The sequence below is a fragment of the Streptomyces sp. NPDC003635 genome (assembly GCF_053587635.1).
Genome location: NZ_JBSFOK010000018.1, coordinates 128,572 through 145,051, shown reverse-complemented (window position 1 = coordinate 145,051; position 16,480 = coordinate 128,572). Strand labels below are relative to the sequence as shown.

Sequence of the window (16,480 nt, the reverse complement as noted above, 5' to 3'; positions counted from 1 at the left end):
CTGCAGAGGGCGCCCGGAATGTCGTCAGAGCGCCTGGGCCGCGGGCTTGACCATGCCGCGGACCGTGCGGGACTTCACGAAGTCGCCCATGGCCGTCATCTCCCACTCGCCCGAGAACTGGCGGATGAGCTTGGCCATCATCACCCCGGTCTGGGGTTCGGCGGAGGTGAGGTCGAAGCGGACCAGCTCCTCGCCGGTCGTGGCGTCCATGAGGCGGCAGTAGGCCTTGGCGACCTCGGTGAACTTCTGGCCGGAGAAGGAGTTCACGGTGAAGACCAGGCCGGTGACGTCCTGCGGGAGGCGGCCCAGGTCCACGGTGATGACCTCGTCGTCGCCGCCGCCCTCGCCGGTGAGGTTGTCGCCCGAGTGGCGGATCGCGCCGTTCACGATCTGCAGCTTGCCGAAGTAGCAGCTGTCGATGTGGTTGCGCTGCGGGCCGTAGGCGATGACCGAGGCGTCCAGGTCGATGTCCTTGCCGCGGTACGCGGGCTCCCAGCCGAGGCCCATCTTGACCTGGGAGAGCAGCGGGCGGCCGCCCTTGACGAGGGAGACGGTCTGGTTCTTCTGGAGGCTGACCCGGCCCTTGTCGAGGTTGATCTTCCCGGCGCCCGGGGCGGGAGCGGGGGGTGCGGCCGGGGGCGGCGGGGTCGCCATCTGCGGGGCGGGCTGCGTGGGCGGGGCGACCGGGGGCTGCATGGTGGGCTGGGGCGGGGCGACGGGGGCGCTCGCCGGTGCCGGGGCGGGCTCCTCGACCGTCACGCCGAAGTCGGTGGCGATGCCGGCCAGGCCGTTGGCGTAGCCCTGGCCGACGGCTCGGGCCTTCCAGGCGCCGTTGCGGAGGTAGATCTCGACGATGACCAGGGCGGTCTCGGTGCCGAGCTGGGGCGGGGTGAAGGTGGCGAGGACGCTGTTGTCGTCGGCGTTGCGGATGGTCGCCGTGGGTTCGATGCCCTGGAAGGTCTGGCCGGCGGCGTCCGGGCTGGCGGTGACGACGATCTTCTCGATGCCGGGGGGCACGGTGGTGGTGTCGACCGTGATCGCGTCGGGGGCGGAGCCGCCGCCCGAGCGGTAGGTGACACCCGGGCCGTTCGGCTGGTTGTAGAAGATGAAGTCCTCGTCCGAGCGCACCTTGCCGTCGGCGGTGAGCAGCAGGCCCGATACGTCGAGCCGCACCGGGGCGGCGACGTCCACCGTCACGCGCGCGGTGGAGAGAGGGATGTTCGAGCCGGGGGTCATAGCTGTCATGCCCCAGTGAACGAGCGGGGGCGCTTTACCGTTCCCTTACCAGGGGACCGATCGGGTCATCGGCGGTTGCGGGGGTGGTTGCGGGCGGTTCGCTCGTTGCCGCGCTTGTAGTTCCCGGTCCAGCGGGCCATGACGAGCTGGGGGTCGGAGGTCGTGACCTCGTCGAGGAACTGCTGGGCTCGCGCGCCGCGGAGGGTGGTCGCGGGGTGTCCGGCGTGGGTGATGCGGACGGTGCCGTCGGGGTGGGCGGCGTAGTCGAAGCCGCGGGGTCGGGGCATGGGGGGATGGTAGGCGCGGGTCGGGGGTGCGCCCGAATGGTTTTCGGGGGCACCCCGAGGGGCCGCGGAACCTACGGGACCACCACGATCTTTCGGCCCACCCCGGCAGCGAACTGGTCCAGTGCCTCCGGGTACCGGTCCAGGGGGATGCGGTCGCTGATGAAGATGTCGGGGTTCAGCACGCCGTTCGCGAAGAGTTCCGCCGCTCGTTCGAAGCTGTGGAGGACCGCCATGGAGCCGGTGATGGTGATCTCCTGGTTGTAGATGCGGTAGGGGTCGATCTCGACCCGGGTCGCGTAGTCGGCCACACCGAACTGCAGAAACGTGCCCGCCTTCGCCACCCTGCCCAGGCCGTCCTGGATCGCCGCCGCGTTGCCCGTTGCGTCCACCACCAGGTCCCAGCCCTGCGGACGGTCCAGTTCGTCCGGGTTCGCCGCCGCCGCCGAGACGCCGAGGTGCCGGGCCGTTTCCAGTCGCCGCGGGTTCACGTCCACCACGTCCACGCTCGCCGCCCCCGTCCGCTTCGCCAGCTCCAGCATCATCAGGCCCATCGTGCCCGAGCCGTAGATCAGGACGTGCGCGCCGAGGCGGGACTGGAGGACGTCGTAACCGCGCACCGCGCACGACAGCGGTTCCACCAGTGCCGCGTCCTGCGTGCGGACGTGGTCGGGGAGCTTCACGCAGTTCGCCACGGGGGCCACCGCGTAGCGGGCCGCACCGCCCGCCGTCGTCACGCCGATGGCCGCCCAGCGTTCGCAGAGGTTGTTGTGCCCCGTACGGCAGTAGCGGCACTCGTGGCAGTAGAGGGACGGGTCCACCGCCACCCGGTCGCCGACCCTGAGCTCCGTGACCTCGGTGCCCAGGCCCACCACCTCGCCGGCGAACTCGTGCCCGGGCACGATCGGCAGCTTCGGGGCGAACTCGCCCTGGAGGATGTGCAGATCCGTGCCGCACAGGCCGCAGGCGGCGACCTCCACGACGACCTGGCGCGGGCCCGGCGTCGGATCCGGGACCTCGGCGACCACGGCCTTGCCCACGGACTCGATGACGGCGGCCTTCATTTCACGGCTCCCAACGACAGGCCCTGGACCAGTTTGTCCTGGGCGGCGAACCCCGCGGCGAGCACCGGCAGGGAGATGACGAGCGAGGCGGCGCACACCTTCGCCAGGAACAGGCCCTGGCTGGTGATGAAGCCGGTCAGGAAGACGGGGGCGGTCTCGGCCACGACGCCCGTCAGCACCCTCGCGAACAGCAGCTCGTTCCAGCTGAAGATGAAGCAGATCAGGGCTGTCGCGGCGATGCCGGGGAGGGCGATCGGGGCGACCACCCGGGCGAGGATCGTCGGCAGCTTCGCGCCGTCCACGCGGGCCGCCTCGATCACCGCCACCGGTACCTCGGAGAGGAACGACTGCATCATCCAGACCGCGATCGGCAGGTTCATCGAGGTGTAGAGGAGGACCAGCAGCCAGATGTTGTCCAGCAGACCCGTGTTCTTGGCGAAGAGATAGATCGGCAGCAGACCCGCCACCACCGGGAGCATCTTCGTCGACAGGAAGAAGAACAGGACGTCCGTCCACTTCTTCACCGGGCGGATCGACAGCGCGTAGGCCGCGGGGAGGGCGAGCAGCAGGACCAGGAGTGTCGAACCGACGGACGCCACCATCGAGTTGATCAGCGACGGCCACGGGGTCGCCCCGCCGCCCGTGCCGAAGAACTCGCGGTAGCCGTCCAGGGTGAGTGCCGCGCCGAAGGACGGCGGGTTCGTCGCCGCGTCCTCCTCCGAGTGGAAGGACGTCAGGGCCATCCAGGCGATGGGCAGGAAGAACAGGATTCCCACGGCCCAGGCCAGCAGGCCGAGTCCGTTTCTGCGTACGGCGTTCATGCGCGGGAGGCCTCCTCGCGGAACAGGGACGAGACGACCCGCAGCGCGAAGGTCGCGATGATGATCGAGCCGATGACCACCAGGACGCCGGCCGCCGAGGCGAGGCCGTTCTCATGGGCCTGGTAGAAGCTCTGGTAGACGGTGTACGGCAGGTTCGCCGTGCCCAGGCCGCCCGAGGTGATGGTGAAGACGGCGTCGAAGTTCTGGACGATGTAGATCGAGCCCAGCAGGGCGCCCAGCTCCAGGTATCTGCGCAGGTGTGGGAGGGTCAGATGGCGGAAGATCTGCCAGTCGCTCGCGCCGTCCACCCTCGCGGCCTCGATCTGCTGCTGGTCCCGGCTCTGCAGCCCCGCCAGCAGGATCAACATCATGAACGGGGTCCACTGCCAGACCAGGGCCGCCTCCACGGCCAGCAGCGGTGTGTTGGAGATCCAGTCCGGCTGTGGGCCGCCCACGTAGTGCAACAGGCCGTTGAACAGGCCGTATTCGGGGTTGTACAGGACGTGCTTCCAGAGCAGGGCCGCCGCCACCGGGACCACCAGGAAGGGCGCGATCAGAAGCGTGCGGACCACCCCTCTGCCCTTGAACCTGCGGTCCAGCAGCAGGGCGAGGGCCAGGCCCAGGATCAGGCTCGCCAGGACCACGGCCACTGTCAGCAGGACCGTCGTCCAGACCGAGCGGCGCAGATCGGGGTCGGTGAGGACCTCCTCGTAGTTGGCGAGGCCGGTGAAGCTGCGGGCGTCCGGGTAGAGGGAGTTCCAGTCGAAGAAGGAGATCACCAGCGTCGCCACGAACGGCAGCTGGGTCACCGCGATCATGAAGATGAGCGCGGGGAGGAGCGGGGCCCGGGTGGCCCATGCGCGCAGGCGGTCCGAGGGGCGTTTCTCGGCGCGCGCCACGGAAGGCGCGGCTGTCGGAGCGGTGGTCGTCGCGGTCATCGTCCCTCGTACTCCTCGGAGATCTTCTCGGCGAGCTCCTGTGCCTTCTTCAGGGCCGACTCGACGGACTGGCGTCCGGCGATGGCCGCGCTGATCTCCTGGGAGACCTTGGTGCCGAGATCGGTGAACTCGGGGATGCCGACGAACTGGATGCCGGGTGCCGGGCGCGGCTGCACCCCCGGGTCCTTCGGGCGGGCGCCCTCGATGGCCTCCTTGGTCATCTCCTGGAAGGCGGCGGCCTCCGCGCGGTACGCCGGGTTGGCGTAGGTGGAGGCGCGCTTGCCCGCCGGTACGTTCGACCAGCCGATCTCGTCGCCGACGAGTTGCTCGTACTGCTTGCTCGACGCCCAGGAGACGAACTCCCAGGCCTTGTCGGGGTTGCGGGAGGCGTCCTGGATGCCCCAGGCCCAGGTGTAGAGCCAGCCCGAGGAGTCGGTCTTCTCGACCGGGGCGGGCGCGTAGCCGACCTTGCCCTTGACCGGGGAGTCGGCGGACTCCAGGGAACCGGCCGCGGAGGTGGCGTCGTACCACATGGCGACCTTGCCCTGGGTCATGTTGTTGAGGCACTCGGCGAAGCCGGACTGGGCTGCGCCGGACTCGCCGTGCTCACGGACCAGGTCGACATAGAACTTCGTCGCCTTTTCCCATTCCGGGGAGTCGAGACGGGCCTTCCAGTTCTCGTCGAACCAGGTGCCGCCGAAGGTGTTCACGACCGTGGTGAGCGGTGCCATGACCTCGCCCCAGCCGGGCAGGCCGCGCAGACAGATGCCCTTCATGCCCGGCTCGGCGCCGTCCACCTTCGCGGCCAGGTCGGCGACCTGTTGCCAGGTGGGGTGCGCGGGCATGGTCAGGCCCTCCTTCTCGAAGACGTCCTTGCGGTACATCAGGAAGGACGACTCGCCGTAGAAGGGCTGGCCGTAGAGCTTTCCGTCGTCGCCGGTCAGCGACTCGCGCATCGGCCCCAGCACGTCCTGTTCGTCGTACTCGGGGTCCTTTGCGACGTAGGAGTCCATCTCCTTGAGCCAGTCGTTGCGGGCGTAGATCGGTATCTCGTAGTTGGAGAGGGTGGCGACGTCGTACTGGCCGGCCTGGTTGGCGAAGTCCTGGCTGATCTTGTCGCGGACGTCGTTCTCGGGCAGGACGGTGAAGTTGACCTTGATGCCGGTCTCTTCGGTGAAGTGGGGCGCGAGCTTTTGCAGCTCCACCATCTGGGGGTTGTTGACCATCAGGACGTTGATCGAGTCACCGCCCGATCCGGCCCCGCCCGCGCCCGCCCAGCAGCCGGCGAGCAGCGGGGTGAGCAGCGTCCCTGCGGCGGCCGTGGCGAGCGTGGCTCGCGGCCTCCGTCGGCTCTGGGTTCGCATGGATCGCTCCTGGACGTATGGGGATATAAGGGGTGCCTCTGGGTGTGGCGAGGCCCCTTGCGGGTGTCAGTTTGAATGTCGGATGCAGGGGTCCGGGGAATCTCAGACCCGGATGACCTGCGGGCCCAGCAGGGAGTAGCGGTGCGCCTCCGCCGACGGCAGCAGCGTGCTCGTCACGATCGCCTCCAGCGCGCCGACGTCCGTGAAGCGGCAGAAGCTGACCGCGCCGAACTTGGTGTGCACGCCCGCGAACACGGTCCGCCGGGAGGCGCGTACGGCCTGCGCCTTGACCTCGCTGACCGCGGGGTCGGGGGTGGTCAGCCCGTGTTCGCGGGAGATGCCGTTGGCGCCGATGAACGCCAGGTCGATGACGAACCCGGCCAGCATCTTCGTCGTCCAGTGGTCCACGGTCGCCAGCGTGCCGGACCGGACCCGGCCGCCCAGCAGCAGCACCGAGACGTTCTCCGCCTCCGCCAGCGTGCCCGCGACCGGCAGGGACGCGGTGACCACGGTCAGCGGCCGGTCCCGGGGGAGCGCCTCGGCGATGAGCTGGGGGGTGAAGCCCTCGTCGACGAAGACGGTCTCGGCGTCCCCGAGCAGTTCGGCCGCGGCGGCCGCGATCCTGCGCTTCTCGGGGACGTGGCTGGTGGCGCGGAAGGCGAGCGTGGTCTCGAAACCGGCGCTCTCCACGGGGTAGGCGCCGCCGTGGGTGCGGCGGACGAGGCCGTGGTCCTCGAGGGCGCGGAGGTCTCGGCGTACGGTCTCCCTGGCCACGCCCAGTTCCTCGGCGAGGGCGTTGACGTCGACGGAGCCGTGGGTGCGGGCGGCGCGGATGATTTCTCGCTGGCGTTCTTCCGCGGTTCTGGTCATCTTCTCGTCACCCGCCTTCCTGTGTGAGTGCCCGTTCGGGCTCATGCAGGAAGTTCTACAGCGGGCGTGTGGCGGTGACCAGGTCTGTTGCGGGCCGATTGCTGACCGGGTGTGCCCGTTCGGTCTTGGGGCGACTATGGGCTCGGGGGGTGCGCCCGGCTCTCGGCCGCTGGTTCGTCGTAGCTGGTCGCGCGGTTCCCCGCGCCCCTTCACCGGTACTGCCCCGCCGTACGCCGGAAGGATCGGCCGGTCCTTCCTCCGTGCCCGAATGGGTGGGCGGACGGGCCCGTTCTCCGCCCGTCCGCCCTTCCCGCGCGCTCTTTTCGGTCAGTACGGCCAGATCGGGGGGTCGTTCACGAAGTGGCCGCCCAGGTAGGCCTGGGACTCGTTGGCCGGGTCCAGGTCGCCCTGTTCCGCGATCAGCTTCTCGGCGTAGGGTTCGGAGTCGTCCTGGGGGTCGTAGCCGAGGGCGCGGGCCGTGGTGAGGTCCCACCACAGGCGGGTGTTGGCGGAGGAGCCGTAGACGACCGTGTGGCCGACCTCCTCGGCGGTCAGGGCCGCGTGCAGGAGGCGGGCGCCGTCGGCGGGGCTCATCCACACCGACAGCATGCGGACGCTGGTCGGCTCGGCGAAGCAGGAGCCGATGCGGACCGACACGGTCTCCAGGCCGTACTTGTCCCAGTAGAACTGGGCCAGATCCTCGCCGAAGGACTTGGACAGGCCGTAGAAGGTGTCCGGGCGGCGCGGGGTGTCGATCGGGATCAGCGGGTCCCCGCCCCGGGGGCGGGGTGTGAAGCCGACCGCGTGGTTGGAGGAGGCGAAGACGACACGGGCGACACCCTCCTCGCGAGCGGCCTCGTACAGGTTGTACGTGCCCTCGATGTTGGCCCTGAGGATCTTCTCGAACGGGGCTTCCAGGGAGATGCCCGCGAGATGGATGATCGCGTCCACCCCCCGGACGGCCTCGCGCAGCGCCTCCTTGTCGGCGAGGTCCGCGACGATCGCGTCGGGCTCGCCCTCGATCGGGCGCAGATCGAGCAGGCGCAGTGCGTAGCCGTACGCGGGAAGCAGGTCCCGCATCAGGGTGCCGAGTCCGCCGGCTGCGCCGGTGAGCAGAACGGTGCGGGGCGCTGGCATCCTCGGTCTCCTTGGGTAGACGAGAGTGGACGGCCGTATGACTGCACGGTATTCACATTCATGGACAAGCTATGGATCATCATCCTGACTCGTCAAGGGTGGCGAACCTTGCGTTCATAAACATAAACTCTGATCAGAGACCTGCACATCGCTCGTGCACGCCGCCGTGATGGACCCGTTCTAGGGAGTGCCTGTGACGCCAGCCGACCTCGCCGCTCGACTGGGCATCCCCAGCGGGCCGCTGTTCTTCCCCGTCACCGCCTACGACGCCGAGGGCGCCATCGATCTCGACGTCTACCGCGAGCATGTCCGCCGCGGCGTCGACGCCGGTGCCGCCGCCGTCTTCGCCTGCTGCGGCACCGGGGAGTTCCACGCGCTGACCCCCGAGGAGTACGAGCGCTGCGTCCGCGCGGCCGTGGAGGAGACAGCGGGCCGGGTGCCGGTCGTGGCGGGCGCCGGGTACGGGACCGCGCTGGCCGTGCGGTACGCGCGGCTCGCCGAGTCCGCCGGAGCCGACGGGCTGCTCGCCATGCCCCCGTACCTGGTGCTCGCCGCGCAGGAGGGGCTGCTGCGGCACTACCGCGAGGTCGCCGCCGCCACCGCCCTGCCCGTGATCGTCTACCAGCGCGACAACGCCGTGTTCACCCCGCGGACGGTCGTCGAACTGGCCCGCACGGACGGGATCGTCGGGTTCAAGGACGGCCTCGGCGACCTGGACCTCATGCAGCGCATCGTCAGCACCGTCCGCACCGAGGTCCCCGGCGACTTCCTCTACTTCAACGGGCTGCCGACCGCCGAACAGACCCAGCCCGCCTACCGCGCCCTCGGCATCACCCTCTACTCGTCTGCCGTGTTCTGCTTCGCCCCCGAACTGGCCCTCGCCTTCCACCAGGCTCTGCGGCACGGCGACGACGCCACCGTGCGCCGCCTGCTGGACGGCTTCTACCGGCCGTTCGTCGAACTGCGCGCCCAGGGCCGGGGTTACGCCGTGGCGCTGGTCAAGGCGGGCGTCCGGCTGCGCGGCCTGGACGTCGGGGAGGTCCGCCCGCCGCTGCAGGAGCCGACCGAGGACCATGTCAAGCAACTCGCTCTGCTGATCGAGCGCGGCCACGCGCTCCTGGAGGAGGACGGCCAGTGAAGGCGTCGGCATTCGTCTACCCCTGGGACGTCAACGGCGACCCCGCGGCGCCCGGGCGGATCGCCGCCCTCGGAGTACGGCAGGTGACCCTGGCCGCCGCCTACCACTCCACGCGCGCGCTGACCCCCCGCCACCCGCGCCACCGCATCGTCACCGCCGAACACGCGGCCGTGCTGTACCCGGCGGACGAGCGGTGGCAGGGGCGGGAACTGAGCCCCTACGCGGCCGGTGACTGGGCGCCCGGCGACGCCTACGGCGAGGCGGCGGACGCGCTCGCGCAGGCCGGTCTCGAGGTGCACACCTGGGTCGTGCTCGCCCACAACTCCCGCCTGGGCGCCGAGCATCCGGACACCTCCGTCGTCAACGCCTACGGGGACCGCTACCCGTGGGCGCCGTGCATCGCGCAGCCCGCCACGCGCGCCTATCTGACGGACCTGGCCGCGGAGGCCGCCGTACGGCCCGGGGCGCGGGGCACCGAACTGGAGTCCCTCGGCTGGTACGGCCTCGCCCACCTGCACGCCCACGACAAGACCGGCGGAGTCGGACTCGGCGAGGCCGGGCAGTACCTCATGTCCCTGTGCTTCTGCCCGGTCTGCCGACAGGGGTACGGCGCCCAGGGCCTGGACGCGGACGAACTGGCGGCCCTCGTACGGGCCGCGCTGGAGCCGCAGTGGCAGGGCACGGCAGCCGACGAGGGGTGGGCCGGCGTCGAGAAGCTGCTCGGGGAGGACACCGCGACGGCCACGCGCGCGTGGCGCGACGAGACCGCCCGTACGCTCCAGGAGGCGGCCGTCTCCGCCGTACGCGCCGCCGCCCCGGCCGGCTTCCAGGTGCTGCTGCACGCCGATCCGGTGCCGTACCACTGCGGGGCCAACGCCGGCGTGGATCCGGCCCGCGTACTGTCCGTCGCGGACGGCGTGGTGGTGCCCTGCACGGGCGGTCCCGAACTGCTGAGGCCGTTCGCGGACCAAGGGCGCGGGGTGCTCGCCGCCAACTTCACGGTGGTCTCCGGGATGGGCGGCAGTCCGGGCACCCTGGCGGCGGACGCGGCACGCGCCCGTGACCTCGGGGCGACCGAACTGCGGCTGTATCACGTTGGGTTGGCGTCCGACCGGGACCTGGAGCTGGTGCGCTCGGCGCTCGCCGGGGACTGAAGCAGGGGTACGGCCGTGACCAGCAGGGCCGCGCCCGTCACGGCCAGCAGCAGCCGGTGGTCCACCGGTCCGACGAGCGCGGCGCCCGCGGCGAGGCCGATCACGTTCGGGGTGAACACCAGCGTGTTGGCGGTCGCGGTGACCCGGCCCAGCAGCGGGCCCGGAGTCTCCTGCTGGACGTGGGTGAGCGCGGCGATCAGCACAGCGGGCAGCCCCGCGCCGATCGCCGCGCTGCACACCAGGGCCAGCGGGTCGGAGGGGACCGCGCGCAGGGCCACCGCGACGCCGAACAGCGCGACACCGTACGCGCCGAACCGGTGCGTGCCCAGCCGGCGCAGTGCGGGGCCCGACACCACGCCCACCGCCACCGAGCCGGCGCCCTGGGCGGCGTACAGCACACCCGCGTAGGCGGGGGAGTGGCCGAGCGCCTCGACGACCGACCAGATCAGGGCACCGCCGACCCCGGCGAAGAACATGGTGGCGCCGCCGGTCAGGGTCAGCAGGCGCATCCGGGGGCGGGACCAGAGGTACCGGGCGCCGGTACGCCGGTCCGTGGTGGACGGTTCCGGCCGGGGCTCCCGGACGCGCAGGGAGGCGTACAGGCCGGCGGCGGCCAGGAAGGTGAGGGCGTCCAGCACGGCGACGCTCGCGCCGCCGTGGAGCGCGTAGAGGGCGGCGCCGGCGGGCGGGGCGAGGATCTTCATGCCCTCGTTCGCCGTCATGCGCAGGCCGTTGAAGTCGCCGAGCAGGGGCCCCGGCACGGCGGAGGCGACGAGGGCCGACTCGGTCGCGTCCTGGACGACGCCCGCGGCGCCGTACACGAAAAGGACCGTGAACAGCAGCCACAGGTCGGCGGGGGCGTCCACGGCGAGAAGGGTGAGCAGAAGGATCGCGAGCAGCAGGTTCGTGGTGATCAGCAGGGGTGCGCGGCGGGTGCGGTCGGCGAGGGTGCCGAGCAGCGGGCCCGCCAGGGTGGGGGCCCACATCGCGAGCACGCACAGCGCGGCGAGAGCGTCCGAGCCGGTGAGGTCCTTCACCCACACTCCCGACACCAGCCACAGCGCCGAGGTCCCGAAGCCGGAGATCACGACCCCGGCGAGACAGCGCCCCGCGATGCGGTCGCGCAGGACGGGGAACAGGGTCCATCGCGTCGTCATGCCTGCTCAGCGTGGCTCTAAGGCGGTCAGGTCGGGATCGGGCAGGTGCCTTAGAAGCGGCGCGAGATCAACGGCCTTCCGGAACGGGCCGTACGGCGCCCGGATGCCCCTGTCGCTCACCCGGGTGAACGGCCGGCCCCCGCCGTGACCTGCGGCCTTTGCCGCGGTTGGGATGATCATGCGCGCCGTCGTCCTGCTCACCGCCCTGTGCGCCCTCACCGCCTGCGCGGCCCCGCGGGCCGCACCGCTCACCCCGGACGACACCGTCAGAACCGCGCAACTGCTGCTCACCGACCGCTGCCTGACCGCCCAGGGCCTCACCCCGCCCCGCCCGGACCGACGCCCGGCCGACGCCGACGAGCAACGCCGGGTCAGCGACGCGCTGTTCGGCACCGGACGCGCCGAACTCACGCTCACGCTGCCCAGCGGCCACCAGATCGGCCAGCACACCGACGGCTGCCTCGCCCGGGCCCAGCAGCGGCTCTACGGCGACCAGGAGCGCTGGTTCCGCGCGTCCACCACCGTCAACAACCTCAGAGCCAAGGCGCCGGAAACCGAACGGAACGCCTACCGGGAGCTGCGGGCGCACGCAGTCCGCACCGCCCGGTCCCTCCTGAAGTCCGCCCACGAGAAAGGCACGTCCCGATGAAGAAGCCCGTCCTGCTGGCCGCCGCGCTGCTCCTCGCCGCCGGCACCCCCCTCGCCACCTCCGCCACGGCCTCGGCCGCCGACTGCCCCAGCGGCAACTTCTGCGCCTGGGAGAACGCCGACTACCAGGGGCAGCGCGCCAACTGGTCGGGCGACGACGACTGGTGGGAGAGCTACATCGCCGACGAGGACTCCTCCTGGGCGAACCACGGGATCGAGGGCCCGGGCATCCCCAGCTACGTCAAGGTCTACTCCTCGGCCAACCAGGGCGGACACATGACCCTCTGCCTCGCCCCCGGCCAGGAGGTGAACTACAACGGCGCCGCCAACGACGACGGGGACTCCCACACCTGGGCCACGGGCTGCTGACCCCCCACGCTCCCGGCGATGAGTTTCCGGGGTGCGAGCGGTCCACCCCTCAGGACCACCCGGCCTTCACGAACACCCCGGCCTTCACGGCCACCCCGGAAACGCTGAGGAGCGACGGATGACGGACTCGACCATCGATCTCGGACCCCAGACCCACGTCCTGGCTCACCTCGCCGGCGAGGTGAGCGACGAGCAGCTGGCGGACCCGACGCCGTGCCCGGAGCTTGCCGTACGCAACCTGCTGGCGCACCTGCTGCAGCTGTCCGTCGCCTTCCGTGACGCCGGGCGCAAGCGGTTCGGCCCCACGACCGACACCAGCCCCGGCGAGTCCGTCCCGGACATCGGTCCCGGCTGGCGCGAGGAACTGCCCGAGGTCCTCGCCGAACTCGCCGAGGCCTGGCGGGACCCGGCCGCCTGGACCGGGATGACCCGCGCGGGCGGGGTGGACCTGCCCGGCGAGGTCGCCGGTGCCGTGGCGATCGACGAACTGGTCGTTCACGGCTGGGATCTGGCCCGCGCCACGGGCCTTCCCTACGTCCCCGACCCGGCCGCGCTCCAGGCCTGCCACGCCTTCCTCCTCGCCTCGGTGGACGATCCCGGCCGCGGCGAGATCTTCGGCCCCGTCGTCCCTGTCCCCGACAGCGCGTCCCTGCTGGACCGGGCGGTGGGACTGAGCGGGCGGGACCCGCAGTGGAAGCCGTAGCGGGCCACCCCGCCCGACCGCCCCTGCTCCGGACCTCTCCTCCGGGGCGGGGGCGCCGCCGTGTGTGGGGGGGGCGCCCGTACGGGGACGTGCGCGAAGGTGCGATTCCCGCGTGCGAGAGGTCCACGCCGTCCGAACTTCCTTTGTCAGAAGCATTGACGAAAACACGGGGACGCTCCTACTTTCATCGCGTCGTACTTCGTACGTCATATATGAGACGCGATATGTGAGATCCGAGAGGCGCGCATGACCTCTGTGCCCACGCCGATCCCCTCCCGCACGCAGTTCGTGCTGGAGGAGATCAAACGCCGTATCCTCACCGGCCGGTTGACGCCGGGCCAGGCCTTGGTGGAGGCCGAGCTCGCCGCGCAGTTCGGGGTGTCCAAGACCCCGGTGCGCGAGGCGCTCAAGACGCTCGCCGGGACCGGGCTCGTCGTGATGAGCCAGTACAAGGGCGTCACGGTGCGCATGGTGGACGCGGACATGGCGCGCGAGGTCTACGACGTGCGGCTGCTCCTCGAACCCGAGGCGCTGAAGCGGGCCGTCCGGCGGGGCGCCTCGCTGGACGCCGCCCGCGACGCCCTCACCCGGGCCGACGTCGCCACCGACACCGCCGAACGCTCCCTGGCCAACCGGGAGTTCCACCGCGCCCTGTACCTGCCCTGCGGCAACCCGCTGCTCGGCCGGATGCTCGACGAGGTCCGTGACCAGGCCGCCCTCGTCTCCGCCGTCGCCTGGGCCGCCTCGCCCTCCTGGGAGCGGGAGGCCGCGGAGCACCGCGAGATCCTGCGGCTCGCCCTCGAGGGCGACGCGGACGGGGCCGCCTCCGCGCTGCACGCGCACATCGCGTCCTTCGTCGAGCGGGCGTTCCCCGAGGCGCCGGAACAGGAAGGTCAGGAATGAGCGGCGTGACGTTCGAGACCCAGCGGGCGGCCCTGGCCGACGTGGTGTCGATCCCGGTGACCCCCTTCGCCGAGGACGGCAGCGTCGACCAGGACGTCCACCGGGCCCTGTTGCGCCGGCTGCTCGACGGGGGGATCCGGACCCTCACCCCCAACGGCAACACCGGCGAGTTCTACGCCCTCACGCCCCAGGAACGCCGGCTCGTCACCGAGCTGACCGTCGACGAGGCCGGCGACCGCGCCGTGATCCTCGTCGGCGTCGGCCACGACCTGCCCACCGCCGTCGCCTCCGCCCAGCATGCCCGTGAGCTGGGCGCCGCGATGGTGATGGTCCATCAGCCCGTCCACCCCTACGTCTCGCAGGACGGCTGGGTCGACTACCACCGCGCCATCGCCGCGGCCGTGCCCGAGCTGGGCGTCGTCCCGTACATCCGCAACGCGCAGCTCACCGGCGGGCGGCTCGCCGAACTCGCCGACTCCTGCCCGAACGTCGTCGGCGTCAAGTACGCCGTGCCGGACGCCGCCAAGTTCGCCGCCTTCGCCCGGGACGCGGGCCTGGAGCGGTTCGTCTGGGTGGCCGGGCTCGCCGAGCCCTACGCCCCCTCCTACTTCTCCGCGGGCGCCACCGGCTTCACCTCGGGGCTGGTGAACGTCGCCCCGGCCGTTTCGCTGAACATGATCGAAGCGCTTCGATCGGGGGACTACCCGGCCGCCATGAAGGTCTGGGAGCAGATCCGCCGCTTCGAGGAACTGCGTGCCGCCAACGGCTCCGCCAACAACGTCACCGTCGTCAAGGAGGCCCTCGCCTCCCTCGGCCTGTGCCGCCGCGACGTCCGCCCGCCGAGCAAGCCGCTGCCCGAGGACGACCGCGCCGAGGTCGCCGCGATAGCCGCCGGATGGTCCCTGTGAAGGCGCCGCAAGAGCTCAGAAGCCATCAGTGGTACGGCACCGAGGGCCAGCTGCGCACCTGGTCGCACAACGCCCGGATGCGTCAACTGGGGTACGAGGACGAGGAGTACCGGGGCCGTCCGGTGATCGCCGTCCTCAACACCTGGTCCGACATCAACCCCTGTCACGTCCACCTGCGCGAGCGCGCACAGGCGGTCAAGCGGGGCGTGTGGCAGGCCGGGGGCTTCCCGCTCGAGTTCCCGGTCTCCACCCTCTCGGAGACCTACCAGAAACCGACCCCGATGCTCTACCGCAACCTCCTCGCGATGGAGACCGAGGAGCTGCTGCGCTCGTATCCCGTCGACGCGGCGGTACTGCTCGGCGGCTGCGACAAGTCGACGCCCGCCCTGCTCATGGGCGCGGCCTCGGCCGACGTCCCCTCGCTCTTCGTGCCGGCCGGACCGATGCTGCCGGGGCACTGGCGGGGTGCGACCCTCGGGTCCGGTACCGACATGTGGAAGTACTGGGACGAGCACCGCGCCGGCAATCTGACCGACTGTGAACTGCGAGAGCTGCAGGGCGGGTTGGCCAGGAGTCCCGGTCACTGCATGACCATGGGCACCGCGTCCACGATGACCGCGGCGGCGGAGGCCCTCGGCATGACGCTGCCCGGCGCCTCCTCGATCCCGGCCGTCGACTCCGGGCACGAGCGGATGGCCGCCGCCTCCGGGCGCCGGGCGGTGGACCTGGCCTGGAGCGGGCTCAAGCCGTCCGGGATCCTCACCCGGGAGGCCTTCGAGGACGCCGTCACCACCGTGCTCGGGCTCGGTGGCTCCACCAACGCGGTCATCCATCTGATCGCCATGGCGGGGCGGGCGGGGATCGAGCTCACCCTCGACGACTTCGACCGCATCGCCCGTACGGTCCCCGTGCTCGCCAACGTCCGGCCCGGCGGACAGACCTACCTCATGGAGGACTTCCACTTCGCCGGTGGCCTCCCCGCCTTCCTCTCCCGCATCACCGACCTGCTGCACCTGGACCGGCCCACGGTCAACGGCACCCTGGGCGAGCAGATCGCCGGCGCCCAGGTGCACGACGCCGACGTCATCCGGCCCCGCGACAACCCCGTCGCGAGCGAGGGCGGGGTCGCCGTACTGCGCGGCAACCTCTGCCCGGACGGCGCCGTCATCAAGCACATCTCCGCCGAGCCGCACCTGCTCAAGCACACCGGTCCCGCGGTCGTCTTCGACGACTACAAGACCATGCAGCGCACCATCAACGACCTCTCGCTGGGCATCACCGCCGACAGTGTGCTGGTGCTGCGCAACGCCGGCCCCAAGGGCGGCCCCGGCATGCCCGAGTACGGCATGCTCCCCATCCCCGAGCACCTGCTCAAGCAAGGCGTCCGTGACATGGTCCGGATCTCCGACGCCCGGATGAGCGGCACCAGTTACGGCGCCTGCGCGCTGCACGTGGCGCCCGAGTCGTACATCGGCGGACCGCTCGCCCTCGTCCGCACGGGCGACCCGATCACGCTGGACGTCGAGGCGCGCAGCCTCCATCTCCACGTCGGAGAGCAGGAGTTGGAGCGACGCAGGGCGGAGTGGACCCCGCCGCCCGTTCGCTACGAGCGCGGCTACGGCGCGCTCTACAACGAGCAGATCACGCAGGCCGACACCGGCTGCGACTTCGAGTTCCTCGCCCGCCCGGGCAGGGTGGCGGACCCCTACGCGGGCTGAACCACAGCGAACAGCACGACCAGCACAGCCGTGTCCATGGAGAAAGCGCTTCCCGCACGACGCAAGAG

17 protein-coding genes are annotated in these 16,480 nt (G+C 71.2%); 8 read left to right on the top strand and 9 right to left on the bottom strand.

The window, feature by feature from the left end:
- Nucleotides 1-24: 24 nt before the first annotated feature.
- From ACWDRW_RS19250 to ACWDRW_RS19215, 8 genes are all read right to left on the bottom strand, one after another.
- On the bottom strand, nucleotides 25-1,236 hold the full coding sequence (locus tag ACWDRW_RS19250; protein ID WP_451724668.1) for a TerD family protein: 1,212 nt from the start codon (nucleotides 1,234-1,236) through the stop codon (nucleotides 25-27).
- Between the two features lie 65 nt (nucleotides 1,237-1,301).
- Complete coding sequence (locus ACWDRW_RS19245) at nucleotides 1,302-1,523, bottom strand: hypothetical protein (protein ID WP_451724648.1); 222 nt, start codon at nucleotides 1,521-1,523, stop codon at nucleotides 1,302-1,304.
- A gap of 71 nt (nucleotides 1,524-1,594) precedes the next feature.
- Nucleotides 1,595-2,584, bottom strand: coding sequence for a zinc-dependent alcohol dehydrogenase family protein (locus ACWDRW_RS19240; RefSeq protein ID WP_451724646.1), 990 nt, complete (start codon nucleotides 2,582-2,584; stop codon nucleotides 1,595-1,597).
- Nucleotides 2,581-3,405: a carbohydrate ABC transporter permease gene (locus tag ACWDRW_RS19235; RefSeq protein WP_451724644.1), complete on the bottom strand. Its 825-nt coding sequence runs from the start codon at nucleotides 3,403-3,405 to the stop codon at nucleotides 2,581-2,583. The genes ACWDRW_RS19240 and ACWDRW_RS19235 overlap by 4 nt, the downstream gene beginning before the upstream one ends.
- The gene (locus ACWDRW_RS19230; RefSeq protein WP_451724642.1) at nucleotides 3,402-4,343 is read right to left on the bottom strand and encodes a carbohydrate ABC transporter permease; all 942 of its coding nucleotides are present in this window, start codon (nucleotides 4,341-4,343) and stop codon (nucleotides 3,402-3,404) included. The genes ACWDRW_RS19235 and ACWDRW_RS19230 overlap by 4 nt, the downstream gene beginning before the upstream one ends.
- A complete protein-coding gene (locus ACWDRW_RS19225) occupies nucleotides 4,340-5,707 on the bottom strand; it encodes an ABC transporter substrate-binding protein (protein WP_451724641.1) in 1,368 nt (455 codons plus the stop codon). The genes ACWDRW_RS19230 and ACWDRW_RS19225 overlap by 4 nt, the downstream gene beginning before the upstream one ends.
- Nucleotides 5,708-5,809: 102 nt before the next feature.
- The gene (locus ACWDRW_RS19220; protein WP_451724638.1) at nucleotides 5,810-6,577 is read right to left on the bottom strand and encodes a DeoR/GlpR family DNA-binding transcription regulator; all 768 of its coding nucleotides are present in this window, start codon (nucleotides 6,575-6,577) and stop codon (nucleotides 5,810-5,812) included.
- 327 nt (nucleotides 6,578-6,904) lie between these two features.
- Nucleotides 6,905-7,714: an NAD-dependent epimerase/dehydratase family protein gene (locus tag ACWDRW_RS19215; RefSeq protein WP_451724637.1), complete on the bottom strand. Its 810-nt coding sequence runs from the start codon at nucleotides 7,712-7,714 to the stop codon at nucleotides 6,905-6,907.
- Between the two features lie 193 nt (nucleotides 7,715-7,907).
- Between ACWDRW_RS19215 and ACWDRW_RS19210 the strand changes: the two genes are divergently transcribed.
- On the top strand, nucleotides 7,908-8,852 hold the full coding sequence (locus tag ACWDRW_RS19210) for a 5-dehydro-4-deoxyglucarate dehydratase (protein WP_451724636.1): 945 nt from the start codon (nucleotides 7,908-7,910) through the stop codon (nucleotides 8,850-8,852).
- Nucleotides 8,849-10,006 (top strand): hypothetical protein, encoded by a 1,158-nt coding sequence (locus ACWDRW_RS19205; protein WP_451724633.1) that lies wholly within the window; start codon nucleotides 8,849-8,851, stop codon nucleotides 10,004-10,006. Before ACWDRW_RS19210 ends, ACWDRW_RS19205 begins: the two co-directional genes overlap by 4 nt.
- Here the strand turns inward: ACWDRW_RS19205 and ACWDRW_RS19200 are convergent.
- On the bottom strand, nucleotides 9,943-11,163 hold the full coding sequence (locus ACWDRW_RS19200; protein ID WP_451724632.1) for an MFS transporter: 1,221 nt from the start codon (nucleotides 11,161-11,163) through the stop codon (nucleotides 9,943-9,945). The genes ACWDRW_RS19205 and ACWDRW_RS19200 overlap by 64 nt on opposite strands.
- A 178-nt stretch (nucleotides 11,164-11,341) precedes the next feature.
- Between ACWDRW_RS19200 and ACWDRW_RS19195 the strand changes: the two genes are divergently transcribed.
- The 6 genes from ACWDRW_RS19195 to araD all read left to right on the top strand — a co-directional run bounded on the left by ACWDRW_RS19195 (nucleotide 11,342) and on the right by araD (nucleotide 16,412).
- Nucleotides 11,342-11,812 carry a hypothetical protein gene (locus ACWDRW_RS19195; RefSeq protein WP_451724630.1) on the top strand — a complete coding sequence of 157 codons (471 nt, stop codon included), beginning with the start codon at nucleotides 11,342-11,344 and terminating at the stop codon, nucleotides 11,810-11,812.
- Entirely contained in the window at nucleotides 11,809-12,180 is a 372-nt protein-coding gene (locus tag ACWDRW_RS19190) for a peptidase inhibitor family I36 protein (RefSeq protein WP_451724628.1), read from the top strand. The genes ACWDRW_RS19195 and ACWDRW_RS19190 overlap by 4 nt, the downstream gene beginning before the upstream one ends.
- A 118-nt stretch (nucleotides 12,181-12,298) precedes the next feature.
- Nucleotides 12,299-12,883 (top strand): TIGR03086 family metal-binding protein, encoded by a 585-nt coding sequence (locus ACWDRW_RS19185; RefSeq protein ID WP_451724627.1) that lies wholly within the window; start codon nucleotides 12,299-12,301, stop codon nucleotides 12,881-12,883.
- 246 nt (nucleotides 12,884-13,129) lie between these two features.
- Nucleotides 13,130-13,786: a GntR family transcriptional regulator gene (locus ACWDRW_RS19180; RefSeq protein WP_451724625.1), complete on the top strand. Its 657-nt coding sequence runs from the start codon at nucleotides 13,130-13,132 to the stop codon at nucleotides 13,784-13,786.
- Entirely contained in the window at nucleotides 13,783-14,694 is a 912-nt protein-coding gene (locus tag ACWDRW_RS19175) for a dihydrodipicolinate synthase family protein (protein ID WP_451724624.1), read from the top strand. The genes ACWDRW_RS19180 and ACWDRW_RS19175 overlap by 4 nt, the downstream gene beginning before the upstream one ends.
- On the top strand, nucleotides 14,682-16,412 hold the full coding sequence (gene araD, locus ACWDRW_RS19170) for an L-arabinonate dehydratase (protein WP_451724623.1): 1,731 nt from the start codon (nucleotides 14,682-14,684) through the stop codon (nucleotides 16,410-16,412). The genes ACWDRW_RS19175 and araD overlap by 13 nt, the downstream gene beginning before the upstream one ends.
- Nucleotides 16,413-16,480 lie beyond the last annotated feature (68 nt).